Here is a 19,149-nt window from a genome sequence, read left to right as displayed (position 1 = left end):
CCCGGGAGTCACGGCCGTGCCGCTAGTCCAAGCCCGCCAAGGCCTTTCCGGCGTCGAGCGGCCAGACGGTCATCGCGTCCGCGCCCGCGGACACCACAGCGGTGCCGTCCGGCCGCCACGCCAGGTGCGTGATCGGCTGGGTGTGGCCGCCCAGCGTCGCCCACAGCGCTCTGCCGCCGACGTCCCACACGATCACGTCGCTGTCCCTGCCGCCGCTCGCGAGGCGGGACGAGTCGGGGCTGAACTCCAGTGCCGTCACCGCCTGGGTGTGCCCGCGCAGTTCGCCGATCCGTTGCCACGTCGTGGTGTCCCACAACGCGATCACGCCGTTGTCGTCACCGGTCGCGAGCAGCTTGCGGTCCGGTGAGAGCACCATCGCGCGCACCGGGCGGTCGTGCTCGGTGCGCAACGCGAACTGGTTCCACGTCGAGGTGTCGAGCACGCTCACACCGCCGTCCTCACGGCCGAGCACGATCTCCCGGTCGGACCGGCCGAAGACCGCGGACGAGCGTTGACCCCAGGGCAGTCCGCCGATGAGCGTCGGCCGCGCGCCGTCGCCGACCGGCCACACGCCGTCGGGGACCTCGCCGCCGACCGCGAGCACCGAGCGGCCGTCGAACTGCAGGGCCACCGGGCGGCGACCCTGCTCGGAGAAGCCGAGCGTGGACAGGTTCGCGACCGGCCTGCCCGTCTCCACCTCCCGCACCGAGAGCGGTCCGCTCGTCACGACGAACTTGCGGTCGGGGCTGAACTGGCCGGCCCAGCCCTGGACGGCACCCGTCTGCACCTGGTGGACCGTGCGCAGGGTGCTGTCGCGGCGCTCGATCACACCGGAGGAGTCGAGCGTGAGCACGCTCCCGTCCGCGTCGACCGTCAGGGCACGCACCGTCTGATCGGCCGGCCTGGGGATGCTGCCGGGCGGCCAGAACCTGATGGCGTCGCGGGTGAGGATGGCGAGGGAGCCGTCGGGAGTGAATCTCGCGCTGTACACCGCTTCGCCGACCGCGAGCGTGGCGAGGAGGGTGCTGCGCGCCACGTCCCACATGTGGATCTTGCCGTCCTCGCCGGCCGAGACGAGGACGTTGCCGTCCGGGCTCCTGGTGAGCGACCAGGCCGGACCGATGTGGGCGGGAGGGGTCGCGACGATCGCGCCGGTCGTGATGTCCCTGATCTGGACGAGACCGTCCGCGGTGGCCACCGCGGCCGACCCGCCGTCCGGCATGAGGACGATCCGCTGGACGGTCCCGGTGCCGATCGTGAAACCGCCGGTCCGCTGCCTCGTGCCGAGGTCCCACACCTCGACCGAGCCACTGGTGGCGAGCGCGAGCGTCCGGTCGCCCTCGAAGGCGAACGCACCCGTGATCTGGCCCACCGGCAGCTCGAACCGCTTCTGGCGGGTCGCGAGGTCGTACATCGCGCCGCCGACGAGGAGCGAACGGCCGTCCTCCGCGAACGCGACGCCCGCCGGCTGAGCGGTCTGCGTCAGCACCATCGGCTCGGCGTCCGGGCTGGACCGCACGGTGATCAGTCCGTTGCCCTCGGACACGGCCATGCGGCCGTCCTCGGCCATGTCCCAGCCGAACACGTAGCTGGAGCTGTCACCGATCCGGACCTGCCGGGTGTGGCCCAGGCTCGCGGCGTCGTAGAGGTCGAGGCCGTGGGGGCCCACCAGCGCGATCTTCCCGCCGACGAACCCCATGCTCCACGCGCCGTTGTGCTTCAGCACGCGGCCCAGGCCGGCGCCGTCCGCGGTGATCTCACGGCCGCGCGAGGCGGCGGCGACCGCGCTGAGCACTCGGCCACGGGCCTCGGCGGTCGGGTACGTGCGGTACGCCTCCGCGGCCGTCCGCGCGGCACGTTCGGGGTCGTTGGCCGAGAGCGCCTCGGACAGTTCGGCCAGCTCCTGCGACTTGCGCACGAGTTCGAGGCGGTCGACCTCGCGGCGTTGCTGCACGGCGACGACTGCGGTCGCGGTGGTGGCCAGCAGCAGGCCGGACAGACCCGCCGCGACCCAGCGCAGGCGGCGGGAGCGGCGGCGTTCGAGGGTCCTGGAGGCACCGATGAACTCGCGTTCGGTGCCGGTCAGCTCCGGCCGGGCGCGGGTGAGCCACTCGGTCGTCTCCGCGAGCCTGGTGGCGCGGTAGAGAGAGCCGGCGTCGCGGCCCAGTTCCTGCCACGTGCGGGCGGCGTCGGTGAGCCTGCGGTGCGTGCGGAGGCCCTCGTGGTCCTCGTCGAGCCACGCCCGCAGCCGTGGCCAGGCCTGGAACAGCGCCTCGTGGGTGACCGCGACGGTGTGTTCGTCGACGGTGACCAGCCGGGTGTCGGCGAGGACGTCCAGCACCTCCTCGCCGACGACGTCCTGCCGTGGGACGAGCCGTCTCGTCCCGTCGGCGCTGAGTCGCAGCAGGAGGTGTTTGGCGAGCCGCTGCTGTTCGTCGTCCAGCGTGGCGAACGCGGCCTCGGCGCTCTGCGCGAGCGCGCCCTGGATGCCTCCCGCGGCCTGGTAGCCGCTGAGCGTGAGGGTGTTGCCACGCCTGCGGTGCCACGTTTCGAGCAGTGCGTGCGACACGAGGGGGAGCACGCCGCTGCGACCCGCCGCCTCGGCCACGAGGGTGGTCAACAGGGCTGTTTCGACCGTGCAACCGACAGACGCGGCCGGCTGGGTGATCGCGCGGCGCAGCTCGTCCGGCGTCATCGTGCCGAGGAGCACCTGTGCGTCCGTGAGCGCTTCCGCGAGCTTCGGGTACTGAGCGCACTGCGGGTAGAAGTCGGACCTCACGGCGATGACCCGCCGGCAGTCGGCGGCCAGCAACGCGTCGAGGAACGCCGTGCGTTGCACCTCGTCCTCGCAGAGCGTGAAGAGCTCCTCGAACTGGTCGACGACCAGCAGGTCCGGTCCGTGCGCGAGGGCGTCGGCGAGGGCCGCGTCCGGGTCGGGGCCGGGCGTGCACACCACCGCGTTCGGGAACGTCGCCGCGATGCCCGCCCTGAGTAGCGACGACTTGCCCTCGCCGGAAGCGCCGAACACCGCGAGGAACGGCTGCCGCTCGAGCCTGTCGAGCAATGTGTGCGTGAGCGCCTCACGGCCGAAGAAGCGGTCGGCGTCCAGCGTCGTGAACGGGTTGAGGCCGACGTACGGCGAAGGCCCGTCGCTGACCTTGCTCTGCGCCATCACGACGGCGAGGTCGTGCCACCGCCGTTCCCACACGGCCTCGTCGCCGTGGCACGCGCGGACGTACGCGAGCGTGGCGTCGAGACCCGGCAGCTTCCGGCCGCCCGCCGCGTCGGACAGCGTGCTCGCCGAGAAGTGCGCGCGCCGGGACAGCTCCCGGTAGCTCGGTTTCCCCGCGTCGGCGCGCAGTTGCCGCAAGTCCGCGGCGAACCGCAGCAGCGGGCTGTCACCCTCGTCCAGTGGACGTTCTCCCCTAGGCATCGAACTCATGCTGGCAGAGTGCGTGCTGGTCAGGGGGTTGTTGTCCGTGATCCGTTGTACGACGTTCTAAGGGGCGATCGCGAACAACGATCTAGCGGTCTTCGCGGGGCGGGCGGGGCTTGCGCTGGCCCGCGGGACGTTCGGCGCGGGCACCTTCCGGGCGTGGACGGCGCGCGGGAGCGCCCTCGGGACGCGGGCGGCGGGCCGGGGCGCCCTCGGGGCGGGGACGGCGCGGACGCTCGTCCTCCTCGGGCTGCTCGCGGGGCCTGCGGACGGGTTTGGCGCGTTCCCTGATCTCCGCCTTGGCCTCGCGGACCTCGTCCTTGGTCGGCCGGTTCGGGTTCTTCTGCAGCGCGATCCGCAGGATGCCCAGGCCGACCGTCACGGCGGTGGTGAGGGCCATGACGGGGAAGCTGTCGATCAGCGGTTTGCCCAGGCCCAGCGCCATGGCGGACAGGCCGCCCTTGCCGGGATCGCCGGTCAGCAGCACGAGCGTGGGCACCGTCGCGGCCAGGATCAGCGGCGGCTGCACCATCGGCCCGAACAGGCTGCGGCGCTGCACGAGCAGGATCGCGGCCAGCGCGCCGACGAAGAACACGACGTAGAACGTCCAGCCGACGGTCTTGCTGGAGTTGATGTCGATGAAAGCGCCGATGAACGCCGGGATCAGGGCAGCGAGGATCGCCGCCCACCACGGGATGCCCTTGAACTCACCGAAGATGGCCCGGTAGTTCCACGGAACCGCGTCGTAGCCGTCGACGTCGTCGTCATCGAAAGCTGCTGAACGCTCGCGCAACTCACTCACGACGCACACGGTAGCCGTTCGGCCATTCGGTGTTCGTCAGTCCGCTGCTTTCTCACCCAGAAGCAACCTGCGGGCACACTGCGTGCGTTTTATGCGGACTGTTCGTCCGCCCTTCGGACGAGCGGCAGGGGCGTGGGGGTGGCGGAGGCGTCCGTCAGCGGCTCCACGCTCGCCCGGAAACCCTCCAGCGCGTCGAGTTCCCTGCGCCGGGCGCTCAGGAAGCGCTGCAGGTGCGTGGTGGAGAGGTTGACGGCGTCGATGGCGGAGTCGGCGGCCCTGTTCGCGCGGCCGGCCTGCAGCCTGACCTGCTCGACGTCGTCGGCCAGCGCGCGTTCGGTGACCGCGAACATCGCGCTCGACGCGATCACGGCGAAGCCGGTCGGGCCACACAGGAAGACGCGGCGGTCGAGCAGCCAGCGCAGCAGTTCGGGATCGGTGTCCAAGGCCGCCACGACCGCGCCGTCGTTGGGGACGAACATGATCGTGCCGTAGATGGCGTCGGCCCAGCGCTGGTAGCCCTTGCCGGCCAGTTCGGCGGCGCGGGAGCGGATGTTGCGGACGTGCACCCGCAGCGCGTCCTGACGTTCCCGCGGATCGTCCGTCTCGACGGCTTCGGCCCAGGTGGCCATGGACATCTTCGAGTCGACCGGCACCGCGCGGCCGCCGCCGACGTTCAGCACCATGTCGGGCCGGACCGCGCCACCGCCCGCCACGTCCGTCTGGAGTGTGTAGTGGAGGTTTTCCCTCAGGCCGAGTGCGCGCGCTGTTTCGACGAGCACCTGTTCGCCCAGTTCACCGCGTCCGCTGACGCTGGAGAACGCCACTTCGTAGCGTTGCAGGGCTTGCTGCTGGGCGTCGTAGCGCGCGCGTTCCGAGCCGATGGCCCGGAGTGCTTCGTCGGTGCGCCGGACGCTGTCCTGGTAGAGCCGGTAGACGAACACCAGCGCCCCGGCGCAGACGAGCGCCAGGACGAGCGAGGCGGTGATGATCACTGCGGTCACGGCACCGATGATGCTCCCCCAGAGATGTTGAACTCGATCGGGTGACACGCCGGGAACCCTCCCGGAGTTTTGTCGGACCCCGTCTCTACGGTTGGGGCCATGCGGATCCTGCACACCTCCGACTGGCACGTGGGGCGCACTTTCCACGGCCGCGACCTGCTCGTGGAGCAGGAGTCGGTGCTGGGCGGCCTCGCTGACCTGGTGTCGTCCGAGAAGGTCGACGTCGTGGTCATCTCGGGCGACCTGTACGACCGCGCGGTGCCGTCCGCCGACGCGGTGGCGTTGTGCGCGCGGGTGCTGATGAGGATCCGCGCGGCCGGGGCGAAGATCGTGATCACGCCGGGCAACCACGACTCGGCGGCGCGGATCGGGGTGTTCGGGGAGTTCGCGGCGGCGGGCGGGCTGTACCTGCGCACGCAGATCTCGTTGCTGGACAAGCCCGTCGAGCTGGAGGACGAGCACGGACCCGTCGCGGTGTACGGGATCCCGTTCCTGGAGCCGGAGCCCGCGCGGCACGTGCTCGGGGTGCCGGAGAAGGGGCACGCGCCCGTGCTCGGTGAGGCGATGCGGCGCATTCGCGCCGATCTGGCATCGAGGGATTCGCGTTCCGTGGTGCTGGCGCACGCGTTCGTGACGGGCGGGGCACCGTCGGAGTCCGAGCGCACCATCGCGGTGGGTGGCGTTCAGGACGTGTCGATGCAGGTGTTCGCGGGCGTCGACTACGTGGCCCTCGGGCATCTGCACGGGCCGCAGACCCTGGCGGAGAACCTGAGGTACTCGGGAAGTCCGCTGGCGTACTCGTTCTCCGAGGCGCGGCACCGCAAGTCGGTGTGGCTGGTCGAGCTGGACGCGGGCGGGCTCGTCGGCGTGGAGAGGCGTGACCTGCCGGTGCCGCGGGAGCTGGCCGTGGTGAGCGGGACGCTGGCCGAGGTGCTGGAGGACCCGGCGCACACGCCGCTGGAAGACCATTTCCTGTCGGTCGTGCTGACGGACCACGTGCGGCCGATGGACGCGTTGCGGCAGTTGCAGAAGCGGTTCGAGCACGCGGTGCACGTGGAGTGGCGGCCGGAGCAGGGTCTGCAGCACAACATGACCTACGCGGACCGGGTGCGCGGCCGTTCCGACGAGGAAGTGGCCTGCTGCTTCGTGTCGGACGCCCGCGGCTCCGAGCCTTCCGAGGCGGAGAAGGCGTTGCTGCGCGAGGCGTTCGCGTCCGTGGCGAGGGAGCAGGAGCAATGAGACTGCACCGCCTGGAACTGACAGCGTTCGGGCCCTACCCGAAGCCCGAGGCCGTCGACTTCGACGAGCTGGGCGCGGACGGGCTGTTCCTGCTGCACGGCGACACGGGCGCGGGCAAGACGACGTTGCTCGACGCCGTGGCGTTCGCGTTGTTCGGCCGGGTGCCGGGCGCGCGTGGCGACGTGAAGAAGCTCCGGTGCGAGTACGCCGACCCCCGGGTGCCGACGGAGGTGTCGCTGGAGCTCACGGTGCAGTCGCGGCGCTTCCGAATCGTGCGCTCGCCGGAGTTCGACCGCCCGAAGAAGCGCGGCGGCGGCTTCACCACGCAGCCCGCGAAGTGCACGCTGACCTGGCTCGCGGGCTGGGACGGCGAGGGCATCACCCGCATCGACGACGTGGCGCGCGCGGTCGAGGACATGCTGGGCATGTCGTACGAGCAGTTCTTCCAGGTCGTGCTGCTGCCGCAGGGCGAGTTCGCGCGGTTCCTGCGCTCGGACACGGCCGAACGAGAGGTGTTGCTGGAGAAGCTCTTCGGCACCGAGCGGTTCCTCGACGTGGAGAAGTGGTTCCGCGACAGGCGCGTCGCCGCCGGCCGGGTGCTGGAGGAACGCCGCAAGGGTGCCGACGAGCTCATGCACCGCGTGGCGGAAGCCGCCGGCGGCGAGCCGTCGTGTGAGCCGGGCTGGCTGGAATCCGTGCTGGAGCGCCTTTCCGCCGCCGTGGCGGAGGCCGGTGCGCTGTCGGAGGAGACGGCGGGCGTGGCCGACGGCGCGGACGCGTTGCTGGCCCAGGCCCGCGTGCACGCCGAGCAGATCCGCCGGGTGCGCGAGGCCCGCGAGCTGCTGGCCCGCGTGGAGGCCGCCGACTCGGCGTCGTGGTTCGCCGAACGCGACGCCGCCCGCCGCGCGATCCCTGTCGTGCCGGCGTTCGGTGAGATCGCGAAACTGCAGCAGTCCTACGAGTTCGCCGTCCGCGACGAGGCCCAGGCGCGCGAGTCGCTGGAGCGCCTGGGTTACACCGGCTCGTCGTTGCGCGAGGACGCCGAGCGCTACCGCGAGGAGGCGGGCGGCCTGGGCGAACTGGCCGCCGAAGCCGAACGCCAGCAGTCCGACGTGCGCAGGCTGTCGGTGCTGAAGAACTCCTCCTACCAGGTCGAACGCCGTCTGCTGGCTCTCGGCGCCGAACTGGACGTGCTGCCCGAACGCCTAGCCCAATGCCGTCTCCAGCTGGACGCGGCGGCGGAAGCCTCGGCCCGCCTGGAGTCGCTGAAGTCCCGCGCGGACGCCGCCCTCGCTCTGCCGGAGGCGGGGGAAGCGTTGGAGCGCACCAAAAAGCAGCTGCACGAGGCGATCGACATCCACCAGAAGGCCAAGGACGTCCTCCAGCAGGTGCGCCACCAGCGCCTGGAGAACATGGCCATCGAACTCGCGGCGGCGTTGAAACGAGGCAAGCCCTGCGCCGTCTGCGGCTCACCGTCACACCCCGCGCCCGCGCAACCGATGCTCGGCGGCGTCGGCGCGACCGACGAGGAAGACGCGGCGCAGGAGGAACAGACCGCTCTGGACCGCCGCAACGAGGCGGAGCGCGCCGCGCACGCCGCCGAACTGCGCATCCAGGCCTGCTGGGAGGCCCTGGGTTCGGACGAGCCCGCCGCCGCCGTCGCGGAGTACCGCGCGGCCCTGGAGCTGGCCCGCACGCGTTCGCAGCGCCAGAACGAGTTCGTCGGCCTGGAAGCCAAGACCCGCCAGCTGGGCGAGGAGAAGGCTCAGGTCGAGCGGGAACTGGTGGGCCTGCGCACCGAGCACGCGTCGCTGGTGACCGTGGTCGAGGAGCGTGGCGCCCGGCTGGACAAGGCGCGCGGCGAGCACGACGACGTCCTGACCCGCCGCGACCACCTGCTCAGACTGTCGAAGGCCCTGGTGGAACTGGCAGACCGTCGCGCGGCCCGCGACGGCGCCTCCGCCCGCATCGAGGAACAGCGGAACCTGGTCGCCAGCCAGGCCGCCGCCGCAGGCTTCGCCGACATCGACGCCGCCCTCGCCGCCGCCCGCCCCGCGATCAAGTTGCAGGCGCTGGACGACAAGATCGCCGCCTGGGAGCGCGCACGTGCTTCCGCCTCGGCGACACTGGAAGAACTGGCCGAGGTAGACCCGGCCGCCGAGGTGGACCTGGCCGAGGTGACAGCGGCGGCGTCCTCCGCCCGGTCCGCGGCCTCGTCGGCCGCCACCGGCCTGGCTCGTGCCCGTGCGGCGTTCGAGCGCGTCGGTGAGCTGGCCGCGCGGCTGCGTGCCGAATGGAAGTCCCTGGAGCCGTTGGAGGCCACCTACGCCGAGCTGGACGCGCTGACCGACGTGATCAACGGGCGAGGGCAGAACTCCAAGAAGATGACCCTGAGGTCGTACGTGCTGGCGGCGAGGCTGGAGGAGGTCGCGGTCGCCGCCTCCGCCCGGCTGCACCGGATGAGCCAGGGGCGGTACAGCTTCGTGCACTCCGACACGGCAGGTGCGCGCGGGACCCGCGGAGGGCTGAACCTCGACGTGCTGGACGACTACTCGGGGCGGGCCCGGCCGGCCAAGACGCTGTCCGGCGGGGAGTCGTTCCTCGCTTCGCTGTCGCTCGCGCTCGGGTTGGCTGACGTGGTGGCGAACGAGACCGGTGGGGCGTTGCTGGACACCCTGTTCGTTGATGAGGGGTTCGGGACGTTGGACTCGGACACGCTGGACATCGTGATGAACACGTTGGACGAGTTGCGTGCTGGGGGGCGGGTGGTGGGGTTGGTGTCGCATGTTGAGGAGTTGCGGCAGCGGATTCCTACTCGGTTGAGGGTTCGGAAGGCTCGGACTGGGTCGACTTTGGAGATGTCGCTGGGGTGATGGGGCCTGGGGGCCGAGGTTGGGATCGTGCGGGTTGGCTTGCGTTGGCTTGTCGCGTTCCAGCGGGGTGGTCGCCTGCCGTGCGGGCGGTCGCCTTGCGTGGGTGGCCGGGCGGGCAGTACCGGGCCGGTGCCGGTCATCGCCGCTGCGCGTCGATAGCGATTGGGGCTTGACCTTGAGCCTCTGGCGGGATGCTTGACGGCCGGAAAAGGCCGGGCTGAAAAGCGCCCGGCCGTGCCCATGAGGGGAGCATCCCGCCCACTCAAGGTCAAGCCCCAATCGCCGGGCTGGTTGCGTCATCACCGCTTGACCGGCAGGGAGAGGTTCACACGCCTCGGCTCCGCCATCGCCATTGGCGGCAGGGCGGCTCGGCTCCGCCGTTGCCCTTCGCGCGCGGAGGGACGCCTCGGCTCCGCCGTTGCGTTGGGCGGCAGGGTGGCTCGGCTCCGCCGTCGCCCCGTCGCCCCGTCGCCCGTCGCCCGTCGCCCGTCGTCTGGTTGCCCCGTCGCGCGTCACCCGTCGACTGGTTGCCCCGTAGCCCCGTTGTGCGCGGTGTCCTGTGTGGACGGGGTCGGGCGGCGGCTCTAACCTCGGTTCGTGCTGTCCCACGTGGAAGTCACCGCCCGCGTCACCGTCAGTCCGGCTGCCCACTTCGTGTGGTCGAACCGGCTCGACTTCGTTCATGACTGCCTTGTCTGTCTGCGGGTCGGGCGCGTTGTGCGGTTGCAGCACGGCATGCCGTACGGGCTCTGTTCCGGCGGCGAGCATCCGGCTCCGGTGCGTGTCAGTGCGTTCGATGCCTCCGATCATGGTGCCGAGCGGAGGTTGCGGTGCCGGATCTCGTCGTGGTGGGCGCCGTTCAGTGACCTGGTGGAGCCCGAGGTGCAGGCTTCGGAACTGACTGCGGAGCCGTGGGTGCAGCTCAACTATCGCGTTGGTTGCCACACGTGCCGGGACGACGGGGTTGGTGAGTGGCTTGGCATCGAGGGGTGCTTGAGGTCCGGCGCGGCTCCGGAGGCCTGCTCTTGTCCTCGGTGTGGGACCGAGCTGGTGTCCGCGGTGGCCGTGCCGGAGATCGATCTCGTCGGTTAGTTCTCGTGGGCGAGTAGCCAGCGCTTGACGTCCAGGCCCCAGCGGAAGCCGCCCATGTTGCCGCCGATGCGGATCACTCGGTGGCAGGGGACGAAGAGGGCCGCGGAGTTGCGGGCGCAGGCCGAGGCCGCTGCCCTGATCGCGGCCGGGCGGCCGGCGAGTTCGGCGTACTCGGAGTAGGTGACCGGTTCGCCTGCCTTCACCGTGCGCAGGACGTCCCAGGCGTGCTGGAGGAACGGGCCCGACTTCTGGCGGACCTCGATCGTGTCGATCGCCGTCAGGTCGCCCTCGTGGTAGGCGATGGTCGCCTTGGTGACGTCGCCCAGGTCCGGTCGCGTGGTGATCTCGGACGGCATCAGGGTGGCGTGGATCTGGGGCGTCAGCAGGGCCAGGTCGGCGGTCCAGCCGCTGGCGAGCACTGCTCCGTCCGGCGCGACGATCGCGGTGAACGGCCCCGCCGGGGTGTCCACAGTGGACGTGTGCGCGACGGTCATGATGTTGCTGCCTTCCTCGTCAGGTGTGCTCCGGCGTAGGAGCGCCACGGCCGCCAGTCCGGGCCGTGGGAAGTCAGGTGTCGTGAGGCTCGGGGGAGCACCAGCACGTCCGGTGCGCCCAGCACTCGCATGGCCACCTCGTCGGCCACCGCTGGGCCGGCCAACGGGGTCAGTTCTTCGGTCAGGTCCTCCATGGAGCGGCCCACGTCCACGACGAGTCTGCCGTTCGCCAGCGCCTCGGTGACGGGGTGGTCTCCGGCCGCGTAGAGGTGGGTCAGGTTGCCGTCCGGGATCTGCAGCGGGACGCCGGTGAACGGGGCCACCAGGCGCAGCAGGGTCTCGGCGCCGTCGACGCTGCCCGCCACGCGGATGCCGGGGGTCTCGCGGACCAGGGGGCCGATGATCGGGTCCGCGCCCAGGAACTCGTCGACGGCCATCGGGTCGGCGTCGAGGTCGAGGAGGCGGCGGACGCGGGAGACGGCCGCGCCCAGGTCCCGCACGTCGGCGAGGCGCAGTGAGCACAGGACGTGGTCGGCCGGGAACGTCAGGCGGACCGTTGCCTCGCCGTGCGGGAGTGACAGCGTCCGGGCGTAGGAGTCGGCGGTCACCTCCTCGACGCCGGGCAACGCGTGCGCCCGGAAGTGGGCGAGCAGGCCCGTGGCGTCGAACGGCGCCCGGTACGGCAGGCGCAGGACGATGCGGCCCGGCGTGCCGACAGGGGCTTTGCCGCGGCCCCGCATGTCGGACGGTGTCGAGGCGAACACCATGCGGATCGTGTCGTTGAACTGGCGCACCGACGCGAAGCCCGCGGCGAACGCGATGTCGGCGAACGGCAGTTCGGTCGTCTCGATCAGCAGCCGGGCGGCGTGGGCGCGGTGGGCGCGGGCCAGGGCCAGCGGACCGGCGCCCAGTTCGGCGGTCAGCACGCGGGTGAGGTGGCGTTCCGAGTAGCCGAGCCTTCCGGCCAGGCCCGTCACGCCGTCGCGTTCCACGATGCCGTCGCTGATCAGGCGCATCGCCCGGCCGGCCAGGTCCGCGCGGAGGTTCCACTCGGGGGAGCCGGGCACGGCGTCGGGCAGGCAGCGGCGGCAGGCGCGGAAACCGGCCGACTGCGCCGCGGCGGCCGTCAGGAAGAACTGGCTGTTGCGGCGCTTCGGGGTCACCGCGGGGCACGACGGCCGGCAGTAGATGCCGGTCGTGCGGACCGCGTGGATGAAGCACCCGTCGAAGCGGGCGTCACGTGCGGAGCACACCCGGTACGCGTGTTCTTCGTCAATGACCATGCCATCGATCCTGCCAGCGGGAACGAGCAATAGCTCGCGGAAATCGGACACGACCGTCCCCTGCCGTAGACTCGCTCTCCGTGAGTTTGACCCTCGGTATCGTCGGCCTGCCCAACGTTGGCAAGTCCACCCTGTTCAACGCGCTCACGCGCAACGACGTGCTCGCCGCGAACTACCCGTTCGCGACGATCGAGCCGAACGTGGGCGTCGTGCCGCTGCCGGACGCGCGTCTCTCCAAGCTCGCCGAGATCTTCGGTTCCGAGCGTGAGGTGCCCGCCGTGGTGTCGTTCGTCGACATCGCCGGCATCGTCAAGGGCGCGTCGGAGGGAGAAGGCCTCGGCAACAAGTTCCTCGCGAACATCCGCGAAGCGAACGCGATCTGCCAGGTCATCCGCGTCTTCGACGACCCGGACGTCGTGCACGTCGACGGCCGCGTCGACCCGTCCAGCGACATCGAGACGATCAACACGGAGCTGATCCTCGCCGACCTGCAGACCCTCGAGAAGGCCATTCCGAGGATCGAGAAGGAGGCGCGGATGCAGAAGGACCGCCGCGCCGTCCTGGAGACCGCGAAGAAGGCCAAGGACATCCTCGACGCGGGCCGCACGCTGTTCGCGGCGCAGTCCGAAGTAGACGGTGAACTGCTGCGTGAGCTCTCCCTGCTCACCACCAAGCCGTTCCTCTACGTCTTCAACGCCGACGAGGGCGTGCTGACCGACGACGCCCGCGTGAAGGAACTGCGCGAGCTCGTCGCCCCGGCCGACGCCGTGTTCCTCGACGCCAAGGTCGAGTCGGAGCTGCTCGAGCTCGACGAGGAGTCGGCGCTGGAACTGCTGGAGTCGATCGGCCAGCCGGAGCCGGGCCTGCACTCGCTCGCCCGCGCCGGCTTCCACACCCTCGGCCTGCAGACCTACCTCACCGCGGGCCCGAAGGAGGCGCGCGCCTGGACGATCCCGCAGGGCGCCACCGCCCCGCAGGCCGCCGGCGTGATCCACACGGACTTCGAGAAGGGCTTCATCAAGGCCGAGGTCGTGTCGTTCGACGACCTGGTGGCCTCGGGCTCGAAGGCCGACGCGAAGGCGGCGGGCAAGGTCCGCATGGAGGGCAAGGACTACGTCATGAACGACGGCGACGTGGTGGAGTTCCGCTTCAACGTCTGACCGTCAGGCTGCTTACGTGCATTGTTCGGTAATTGTCGAACAATGGACACGCTGATTGTATCGGTGACGAATGCATGAAGCGAGGTTTGTACCGACCTCCGCCGGGTACCTCTAGACCAGGATTCCCCACCTGGAGGTGTCATGATCGTCCTCGGACTGATCCTGCTCGTCGTCGGATGGCTGGCTGGTATCAGCATCCTGACGACGCTTGGCGTGGTGTTGCTGGTGATCGGCGCGATTCTCGCCGTGCTGGGCGCGGTCGGCAAGCCGATCGGCGGCAGGGCGCACTACTTCTAAACGCCGTACCAAACACTCTCGGAACGACAAAGAAGAAGGGGCAACCGTCCACAGTGTTCAATCACTGGGGGACGGTTGCCCCTTCTTTGTGTCTCACAACGGCTTTACACGTTGTTCTTGGCGCGTGCGGCAGCGGCGAACACTCCGAACGCGACCCCCAGCATGGCCAGAGCGGCGACAGCGGCAACTACAAGATCAACTGACATGATCAGAAAAACTCCCTCTTGCGATCTCTCCCGTCCTAATGACGCCGGGGTACCCCGTTTCGTTGCCTCGGGTAACGTTTTCGGGGTGAAACTCCGTGCTGTGGAAGCGCGTGTGCTCTCCGTAGCACCGTGGTTGCTCGCGTTGTCGGTCGCCGGGCACCTGTTCATGGTCGCCTTCCAGGCGAAGATGACCATGATCGACCTGCTGGTGTACCGCAACGGGTCGCCGCACCTGTTCTCCGGCGACCTCTACGAGTGGCGGCTCGACCAGTACGCGGACGTGTTCCCGCTGCCGTTCACCTACCCGCCGTTCGCGGCCGCGATCTTCACGCCGATGAGCTGGGTGCCGTGGGAGGCGTCGCGCTGGATCTGGCAGCTCATCTGCCTGGGCTGCCTCTACTACATCGTGCGCACCAGCCTGAAGCTGCTGAAGCTGCAGGACCCGCGCCGCGCCATGATGTGGACCGCGCTGACGCTGTGGATCGAGCCGGTCCGCACCACGCTCAACTACGGCCAGATCAACCTCGTGCTGGTCGCGATCCTGATCGGCACGCTCGCCAGCGCACGGAACTGGGTCGGCGGTGCCGGTGTGGGGTTCGCCGCCGGCATCAAGCTCACGCCCGCGATCTCCGGGCTCTACTTCCTCATCCAGCGGCGGTGGATGGCCGCCGTGTGGTCGTTCGTCGCCTTTGTCGCGGTGTACGGCATCGGCTGGGCCATCTCGCCGTCCCAGTCGGACAAGTTCTGGTTCCAGCTGCTCGGGGACGCGAGCCGGGTCGGACCGGTCGGCAGCGCGATCAACCAGTCGTTGCGCGGCGCCCTGAGCCGCACGGTCGGGTACGACGTCAAGACCGGGCCGATCTACATCGTCGCCGTGCTCGTCGTGGCCGCGCTGACGTGGTTCGCGGTCAGCAGGACCAAGGACGCGCTGGCGTTGATCGTCAGCGTCCAGATGCTCGGCCTGCTGGTCTCGCCGATCTCGTGGAGCCACCACTGGGTGTGGATGGTGCCCGCCCTGCTGTGGCTGATCTACGAGGGCGGACACCTGCTGTGCAGGATCACCGCCGGCCTGTGGGTGCTGCTGACCGGCGGTTACCTGATCTCGTTCCTGCTGCTCGCCCAGCCGAACATCTGGGACTTCCCGCGGCCCTGGTACTTCGTGCTGCTCGGCTGGGGTTATCCGGCCGCGGGCATGCTCACGCTGGCCGCGATCGGGCTGGCGGCCCGGCGCCGGCGAGACGAGCCGCTGCCCGCCGGCGAGGAAGCCGCCGAACCCAGCCGCGTGGTCGGCTGAGGTCAGGCCATTGCGTCCAGGACCCCGTCGATCTCCTCGGCGAGGGACACGTCGAGCGCGGTGATTCCTCCCTTGTAGTGCGTGCTCAGGCGAAATGTCAGTGTCTTGTAGCGGATGTCGATGTCCGGGTGGTGGTTGTCGTTCTCCGCGATCTCCGCGATCCGGTTCACGACCATGATCGCGTGGGAGAAGCTCGCCAGCTCCACGGTCCGGACCAGCGCCGCGTCCTGGGCGCTCCAGTCGGGCAGCTTGGGCAGCACGTCGTTCAACTGATCGTCGCTCAACAGCTCGGCCATGTCCTGATCGTCCCACCACGTCACGTAGGCTGCGCGTTACCACGGGAGTCCGGTGAAGCGCCGGGCTGAGAGGAGGGCTCGCAAGCCCTCGACCGTCCACCTGATCCGGGTCATACCGGCGTAGGGAGAGGTTTGCTGTGAGAAGGATTCTTGCTGCCGTCGTCGCTGCTGTGGCGGTGACCGGTTGTTCGGCCGGCACGTCGACGGCGCCGCAGTCGCACGAGGTCACGCTGGTGACGCACGACTCGTTCGCCGTGAAGCCGGAGGTGCTGGAGGAGTTCCAGAAGTCCTCCGGGATCACCGTGAAGCAGCTCGCGAGCGGTGACGCGGGCGAGCTCACGAACAAGCTGGTGCTCACCAGGTCGAACCCGATCGGCGACGTCGCGTTCGGTGTCGACTCGACGTTCGCCTCACGGGCTCTGAACGAGGGCGTGTTCGCCGAGTACGCCTCGCCGGAGGCCTCGAAGGGCGCGCAGCGCTACAAGGCTGACGACTCGAACCGCCTGCAGGCCGTCGACGTCGGTGACGTGTGCCTGAACATCGACCCGGCCAAGCTCGGCGGCGTCGAGCCCCGGTCGTACGACGACCTGATCGACCCGAGGTTCAAGGACATGCTGGTCGTCGAGAACCCGGCCACGTCCTCGCCCGGTCTCGCGTTCCTGCTCGGCACGATCGCCAAGTACGGCGAGAACGGCTGGCAGGAGTACTGGACCAAGCTCAGGGCCAACGGCGTCAAGGTCGTGAGCGGCTGGGAAGAGGCCTACAACCAGGAGTTCTCCGCCACCAAGGGTGACCGGCCCATCGTCGTGTCCTACGCGTCGTCGCCGTCGGCCGAGGGCGGCAGGACCAAGGCCGTGCTGGACACGTGCTACCGCCAGGTCGAGTACGCGGGCGTGTTGTCCGGCGCCAAGAACCCCGAGGACGCGAAGAAGGTCCTCGACTTCCTGCTGGGCGAGAAGTTCCAGGCCCAGGTGGCCGAGCAGATGTACGTCTACCCGTCGCGTGAGGGCGTCGCGCTGCCCGAGTCGTGGGCCAAGGACGCGCCGTTGCCGCCGAACCCGCAGGCCCTGCCCGCGGACAAGGTGAAGGACAACCGCGAGGCATGGGTCGAGCAGTGGCGCAAGCTCGTGCAGGGCTGAGTTCCCGCACGGGGTGGTCGGCGGCGGCGCTGCTGCCGCTGGCCTTCCTGGCCCTCTTCTTCGCCTGGCCCGTGCTGGCGATCGTGTCGCTCGGGCTGCGCGAAGGTGGTGTGCTGTCGGCGTTGTCCGACAGCGACACCTGGGAACTCGTCGGCTTCACGCTGGGACAGGCGCTGGCGTCGACGGTCGTGGCGGTCGTCGCCGGGATGCCGCTGGCGTTCGTGCTGGCGCGGTGCCGGATTCGCGGGCTCGGGCTGATCAGGGCCGCCGTGATGGTGCCGTTCGTGCTGCCGACCGTGGTGGTGGGCCTGGCCTTCCGGACGTTCTGGCCGGACGGCGGAGTGCTGCCGATCGTGCTGGCCAACGCGTTCTTCAACGTGGCCGTGGTCGCGAGGACCGTCGGTGGGTTGTGGGCGCACACGGATCGACGCGCTGAGGACGCGGCCCGTGCTCTGGGTGCATCGCGGCCGCGTGCGTTCCTGTCGGTGGTGCTGCCCGCGCTGGCGCCGGCGATCGGGTCGGCCGCGGCGGTCGTGTTCCTGTTCTGCGCCACCAGTTTCGGTGTCGTGCTGGTACTGGGCGGGTCGAAGTACCGGACGCTGGAGACCGAGATCTACCTGCGCACCGTCGAGCTGTTCGACCTGTCCGGGGCGGCGGCGTTGTCGTTGCTGCAGTTCGCCGCCGTGCTGGCGGTGCTGGTGCTGGGCGCGCTGGCCCGGCGCCGCCGGGAGACCGCGCTGGCGTTGCGGGACAGGGAAGAGCTGGCGCGACGGCCGTCCGGTGGCGAGTGGTACGTGGTTCTCGCCGCGTTCGCCGTCGTGGTGGCGTTGCTGACGCCGGTCGTCGGGCTGGTGACACGCTCACTGTCCACAAGGGACGGCTGGAGCTTCGCCGGGTACGTGGCGCTGAACACGCGCGGCGACCGCGGCACGCTGGCGGTCACCGGCATCGACGCCGCGGTGAACTCGCTGCGGACGGCCTTCGACGCGACCCTGGTGGCGCTGGTGGTCGGGGTGTTCTCGGCCGTCGTGCTGGTCGGGTTGCGGCGGTCGGGGGCCCGCTTCGCCGAGGTGCTGGACACCGCGTTGATGCTGCCGCTCGGCGTGTCCGCGGTGACGGTCGGCTTCGGGTACCTGATCACGATGGACGCGCTGCCGGGCGACTTCCGCACGTCGCCGCTGCTGGTGCCGCTGGCGCAGGCGCTGGTGGTGACGCCGTTGATCGTGCGGATGGTGCTGCCGGTGCTCAGGGCCGTCGACGAACGGCTGCGGCAGGCGGCGGCGACGCTGGGCGCCTCGCCGTCGCGGGTGTGGCGCGAGGTGGACCTGCCGCTGGTCGGGCGGTCCCTGGTGGCGGCGGCCGGGTTCGGGTACGTCGTGGCGCTGGGGGAGTTCGGGGCCACGAGCTTCCTGGCCAGGCCGGACGCGCCGACGTTGCCGGTGGTGATCGCGCGGCTGATGTCGCGGCCGGGGGAGTTGAACAGCCAGATGGCCTACGCGGCGTGCGCGCTGCTGATGGTCGTGACGGTCGGGTGCGTGCTGCTGATCGAGCGGTTGCGCGTGCCGAGCAGCGGGGAGTTCTGATGGCGCTGGAACTGGACTCGATCACCGTCCGTTATGGACAGACGGCCGCGGTGTCGGACGTGTCGCTTTCGGTGGCGGACGGCGAGGTCGTGGCGCTGCTCGGGCCGTCGGGGTGCGGCAAGTCGACGTTGCTGCGCACGGTGGCCGGGCTGGAGAAGCCCACCTCGGGGTCTGTCTCCTGGGACACCACCGATCTGGCCGGCGTCCCGGTGCACCGGCGCGAGTTCGGGCTGGTCTTCCAGGACGGGCAGCTGTTCCCGCACCGGACGGTCGCCGGGAACGTGGCGTTCGGCCTGCGGATGAAGAAGGTCGAACGCGAGGCGCGGGACAAGCGCGTGCTGTCGCTGCTGGAGCTGGTCGGGCTCGAAGGCTATGCCGATCGCCGGGTGACGCAGCTGTCCGGCGGCGAGCAGCAACGGGTGGCGCTGGCGCGGGCCCTGGCTCCCTCGCCCCGGTTGTTGCTGCTGGACGAGCCGCTGTCGGCGCTGGACAGGGCGTTGCGCGAACAGCTGGCGGTCGACCTGGCGCGGTTGCTGCGCGAGGCCGCGACCACGGCTCTGGTCGTGACGCACGACCACGACGAGGCCTTCACGCTGGCCGACCGGGTGGCGATCATGTCGCGCGGCCGGATCGTCCAGGTCGGCCCGCCGGCCGAGGTGTGGTCGTCGCCAGTGGACGTGGAGACCGCGAAGTTCCTGGGCTGCAACAAGTTCGTGCCCGGCTCGTTCGTCGGGCTGGACGTGGAACGGGTCGGGCTGCGGGCCACGGCGCTGCGGGTCGACTCCGACGGGCTGATCGAGGGCACGGTGGTGGAGCGGGTCCATCGCCGCGATCACGTGCGGCTGCTCGTGGAGATCGACGGCGAGGAGTACGAGGCTGTGGGGCCGATGACCGAGATCGGGGACCGGGTCCGGCTCGAAATTGACTTGGACGGGGTCGCCCGCATCGGTTAGC

The 19,149-nt window shown here is 70.3% G+C and carries 14 protein-coding genes; 8 read left to right on the top strand and 6 right to left on the bottom strand.

Annotated elements, in window-relative coordinates:
- Positions 1-22: 22 nt before the first annotated feature.
- The 3 genes from BLR21_RS19200 to BLR21_RS19190 form a co-directional block, all read right to left on the bottom strand.
- Positions 23-3,442 carry an nSTAND1 domain-containing NTPase gene (locus tag BLR21_RS19200; RefSeq protein ID WP_090007212.1) on the bottom strand — a complete coding sequence of 1,140 codons (3,420 nt, stop codon included), beginning with the start codon at positions 3,440-3,442 and terminating at the stop codon, positions 23-25.
- 82 nt (positions 3,443-3,524) lie between these two features.
- On the bottom strand, positions 3,525-4,238 hold the full coding sequence (locus BLR21_RS19195) for a DUF6542 domain-containing protein (protein ID WP_256334790.1): 714 nt from the start codon (positions 4,236-4,238) through the stop codon (positions 3,525-3,527).
- 89 nt (positions 4,239-4,327) lie between these two features.
- The gene (locus BLR21_RS19190) at positions 4,328-5,239 is read right to left on the bottom strand and encodes a DNA recombination protein RmuC (RefSeq protein ID WP_090007210.1); all 912 of its coding nucleotides are present in this window, start codon (positions 5,237-5,239) and stop codon (positions 4,328-4,330) included.
- Between the two features lie 99 nt (positions 5,240-5,338).
- On the opposite strand from BLR21_RS19190, the gene BLR21_RS19185 reads away from it, so the two are divergent.
- A complete protein-coding gene (locus BLR21_RS19185) occupies positions 5,339-6,478 on the top strand; it encodes an exonuclease SbcCD subunit D (protein ID WP_090007209.1) in 1,140 nt (379 codons plus the stop codon).
- A complete protein-coding gene (locus BLR21_RS19180; protein ID WP_090007208.1) occupies positions 6,475-9,351 on the top strand; it encodes an AAA family ATPase in 2,877 nt (958 codons plus the stop codon). Before BLR21_RS19185 ends, BLR21_RS19180 begins: the two co-directional genes overlap by 4 nt.
- Before the next feature lie 1,088 nt (positions 9,352-10,439).
- Here BLR21_RS19180 and BLR21_RS19170 read toward each other — a convergent pair.
- Both BLR21_RS19170 and BLR21_RS19165 read right to left on the bottom strand, forming a co-directional pair.
- Positions 10,440-10,937, bottom strand: coding sequence for a methylated-DNA--[protein]-cysteine S-methyltransferase (locus BLR21_RS19170; RefSeq protein WP_090007206.1), 498 nt, complete (start codon positions 10,935-10,937; stop codon positions 10,440-10,442).
- The gene (locus BLR21_RS19165) at positions 10,934-12,220 is read right to left on the bottom strand and encodes a bifunctional transcriptional activator/DNA repair enzyme AdaA (RefSeq protein ID WP_090007205.1); all 1,287 of its coding nucleotides are present in this window, start codon (positions 12,218-12,220) and stop codon (positions 10,934-10,936) included. Before BLR21_RS19165 ends, BLR21_RS19170 begins: the two co-directional genes overlap by 4 nt.
- Positions 12,221-12,300: 80 nt before the next feature.
- Here BLR21_RS19165 and ychF point away from each other — a divergent pair, with 80 nt between their 5' ends.
- The 3 genes from ychF (at position 12,301) to BLR21_RS19150 (ending at position 15,177) form a co-directional block, all read left to right on the top strand.
- The gene (ychF, locus tag BLR21_RS19160; protein WP_090007204.1) at positions 12,301-13,380 is read left to right on the top strand and encodes a redox-regulated ATPase YchF; all 1,080 of its coding nucleotides are present in this window, start codon (positions 12,301-12,303) and stop codon (positions 13,378-13,380) included.
- Between the two features lie 141 nt (positions 13,381-13,521).
- Complete coding sequence (locus BLR21_RS42555; protein ID WP_090007203.1) at positions 13,522-13,677, top strand: DUF6131 family protein; 156 nt, start codon at positions 13,522-13,524, stop codon at positions 13,675-13,677.
- Positions 13,678-13,968: 291 nt separating this feature from the next.
- Entirely contained in the window at positions 13,969-15,177 is a 1,209-nt protein-coding gene (locus BLR21_RS19150; protein ID WP_090007202.1) for a mannosyltransferase, read from the top strand.
- 2 nt (positions 15,178-15,179) lie between these two features.
- Here the strand turns inward: BLR21_RS19150 and BLR21_RS19145 are convergent, their stop codons facing one another.
- The gene (locus BLR21_RS19145; RefSeq protein WP_030482175.1) at positions 15,180-15,473 is read right to left on the bottom strand and encodes a 4a-hydroxytetrahydrobiopterin dehydratase; all 294 of its coding nucleotides are present in this window, start codon (positions 15,471-15,473) and stop codon (positions 15,180-15,182) included.
- A gap of 137 nt (positions 15,474-15,610) precedes the next feature.
- Between BLR21_RS19145 and BLR21_RS19140 the strand changes: the two genes are divergently transcribed.
- From BLR21_RS19140 to BLR21_RS19130, 3 genes are read left to right on the top strand one after another with little or no spacing between them, the layout of a single operon-like run.
- Positions 15,611-16,612, top strand: a complete 1,002-nt coding sequence (locus BLR21_RS19140; protein WP_090007201.1) for a thiamine ABC transporter substrate-binding protein — start codon at positions 15,611-15,613, stop codon at positions 16,610-16,612.
- On the top strand, positions 16,576-18,195 hold the full coding sequence (locus tag BLR21_RS19135) for an ABC transporter permease (RefSeq protein ID WP_090007200.1): 1,620 nt from the start codon (positions 16,576-16,578) through the stop codon (positions 18,193-18,195). The genes BLR21_RS19140 and BLR21_RS19135 overlap by 37 nt, the downstream gene beginning before the upstream one ends.
- The gene (locus BLR21_RS19130) at positions 18,195-19,148 is read left to right on the top strand and encodes an ABC transporter ATP-binding protein (protein ID WP_090007199.1); all 954 of its coding nucleotides are present in this window, start codon (positions 18,195-18,197) and stop codon (positions 19,146-19,148) included. The genes BLR21_RS19135 and BLR21_RS19130 overlap by 1 nt, the downstream gene beginning before the upstream one ends.
- Position 19,149 lies beyond the last annotated feature (1 nt).

Source organism: Lentzea albidocapillata subsp. violacea, from assembly GCF_900100275.1.
Taxonomy (GTDB): Bacteria; Actinomycetota; Actinomycetes; order Mycobacteriales; family Pseudonocardiaceae; genus Lentzea; species Lentzea violacea.
This window is presented reverse-complemented; position numbering and strand designations above follow the sequence as displayed.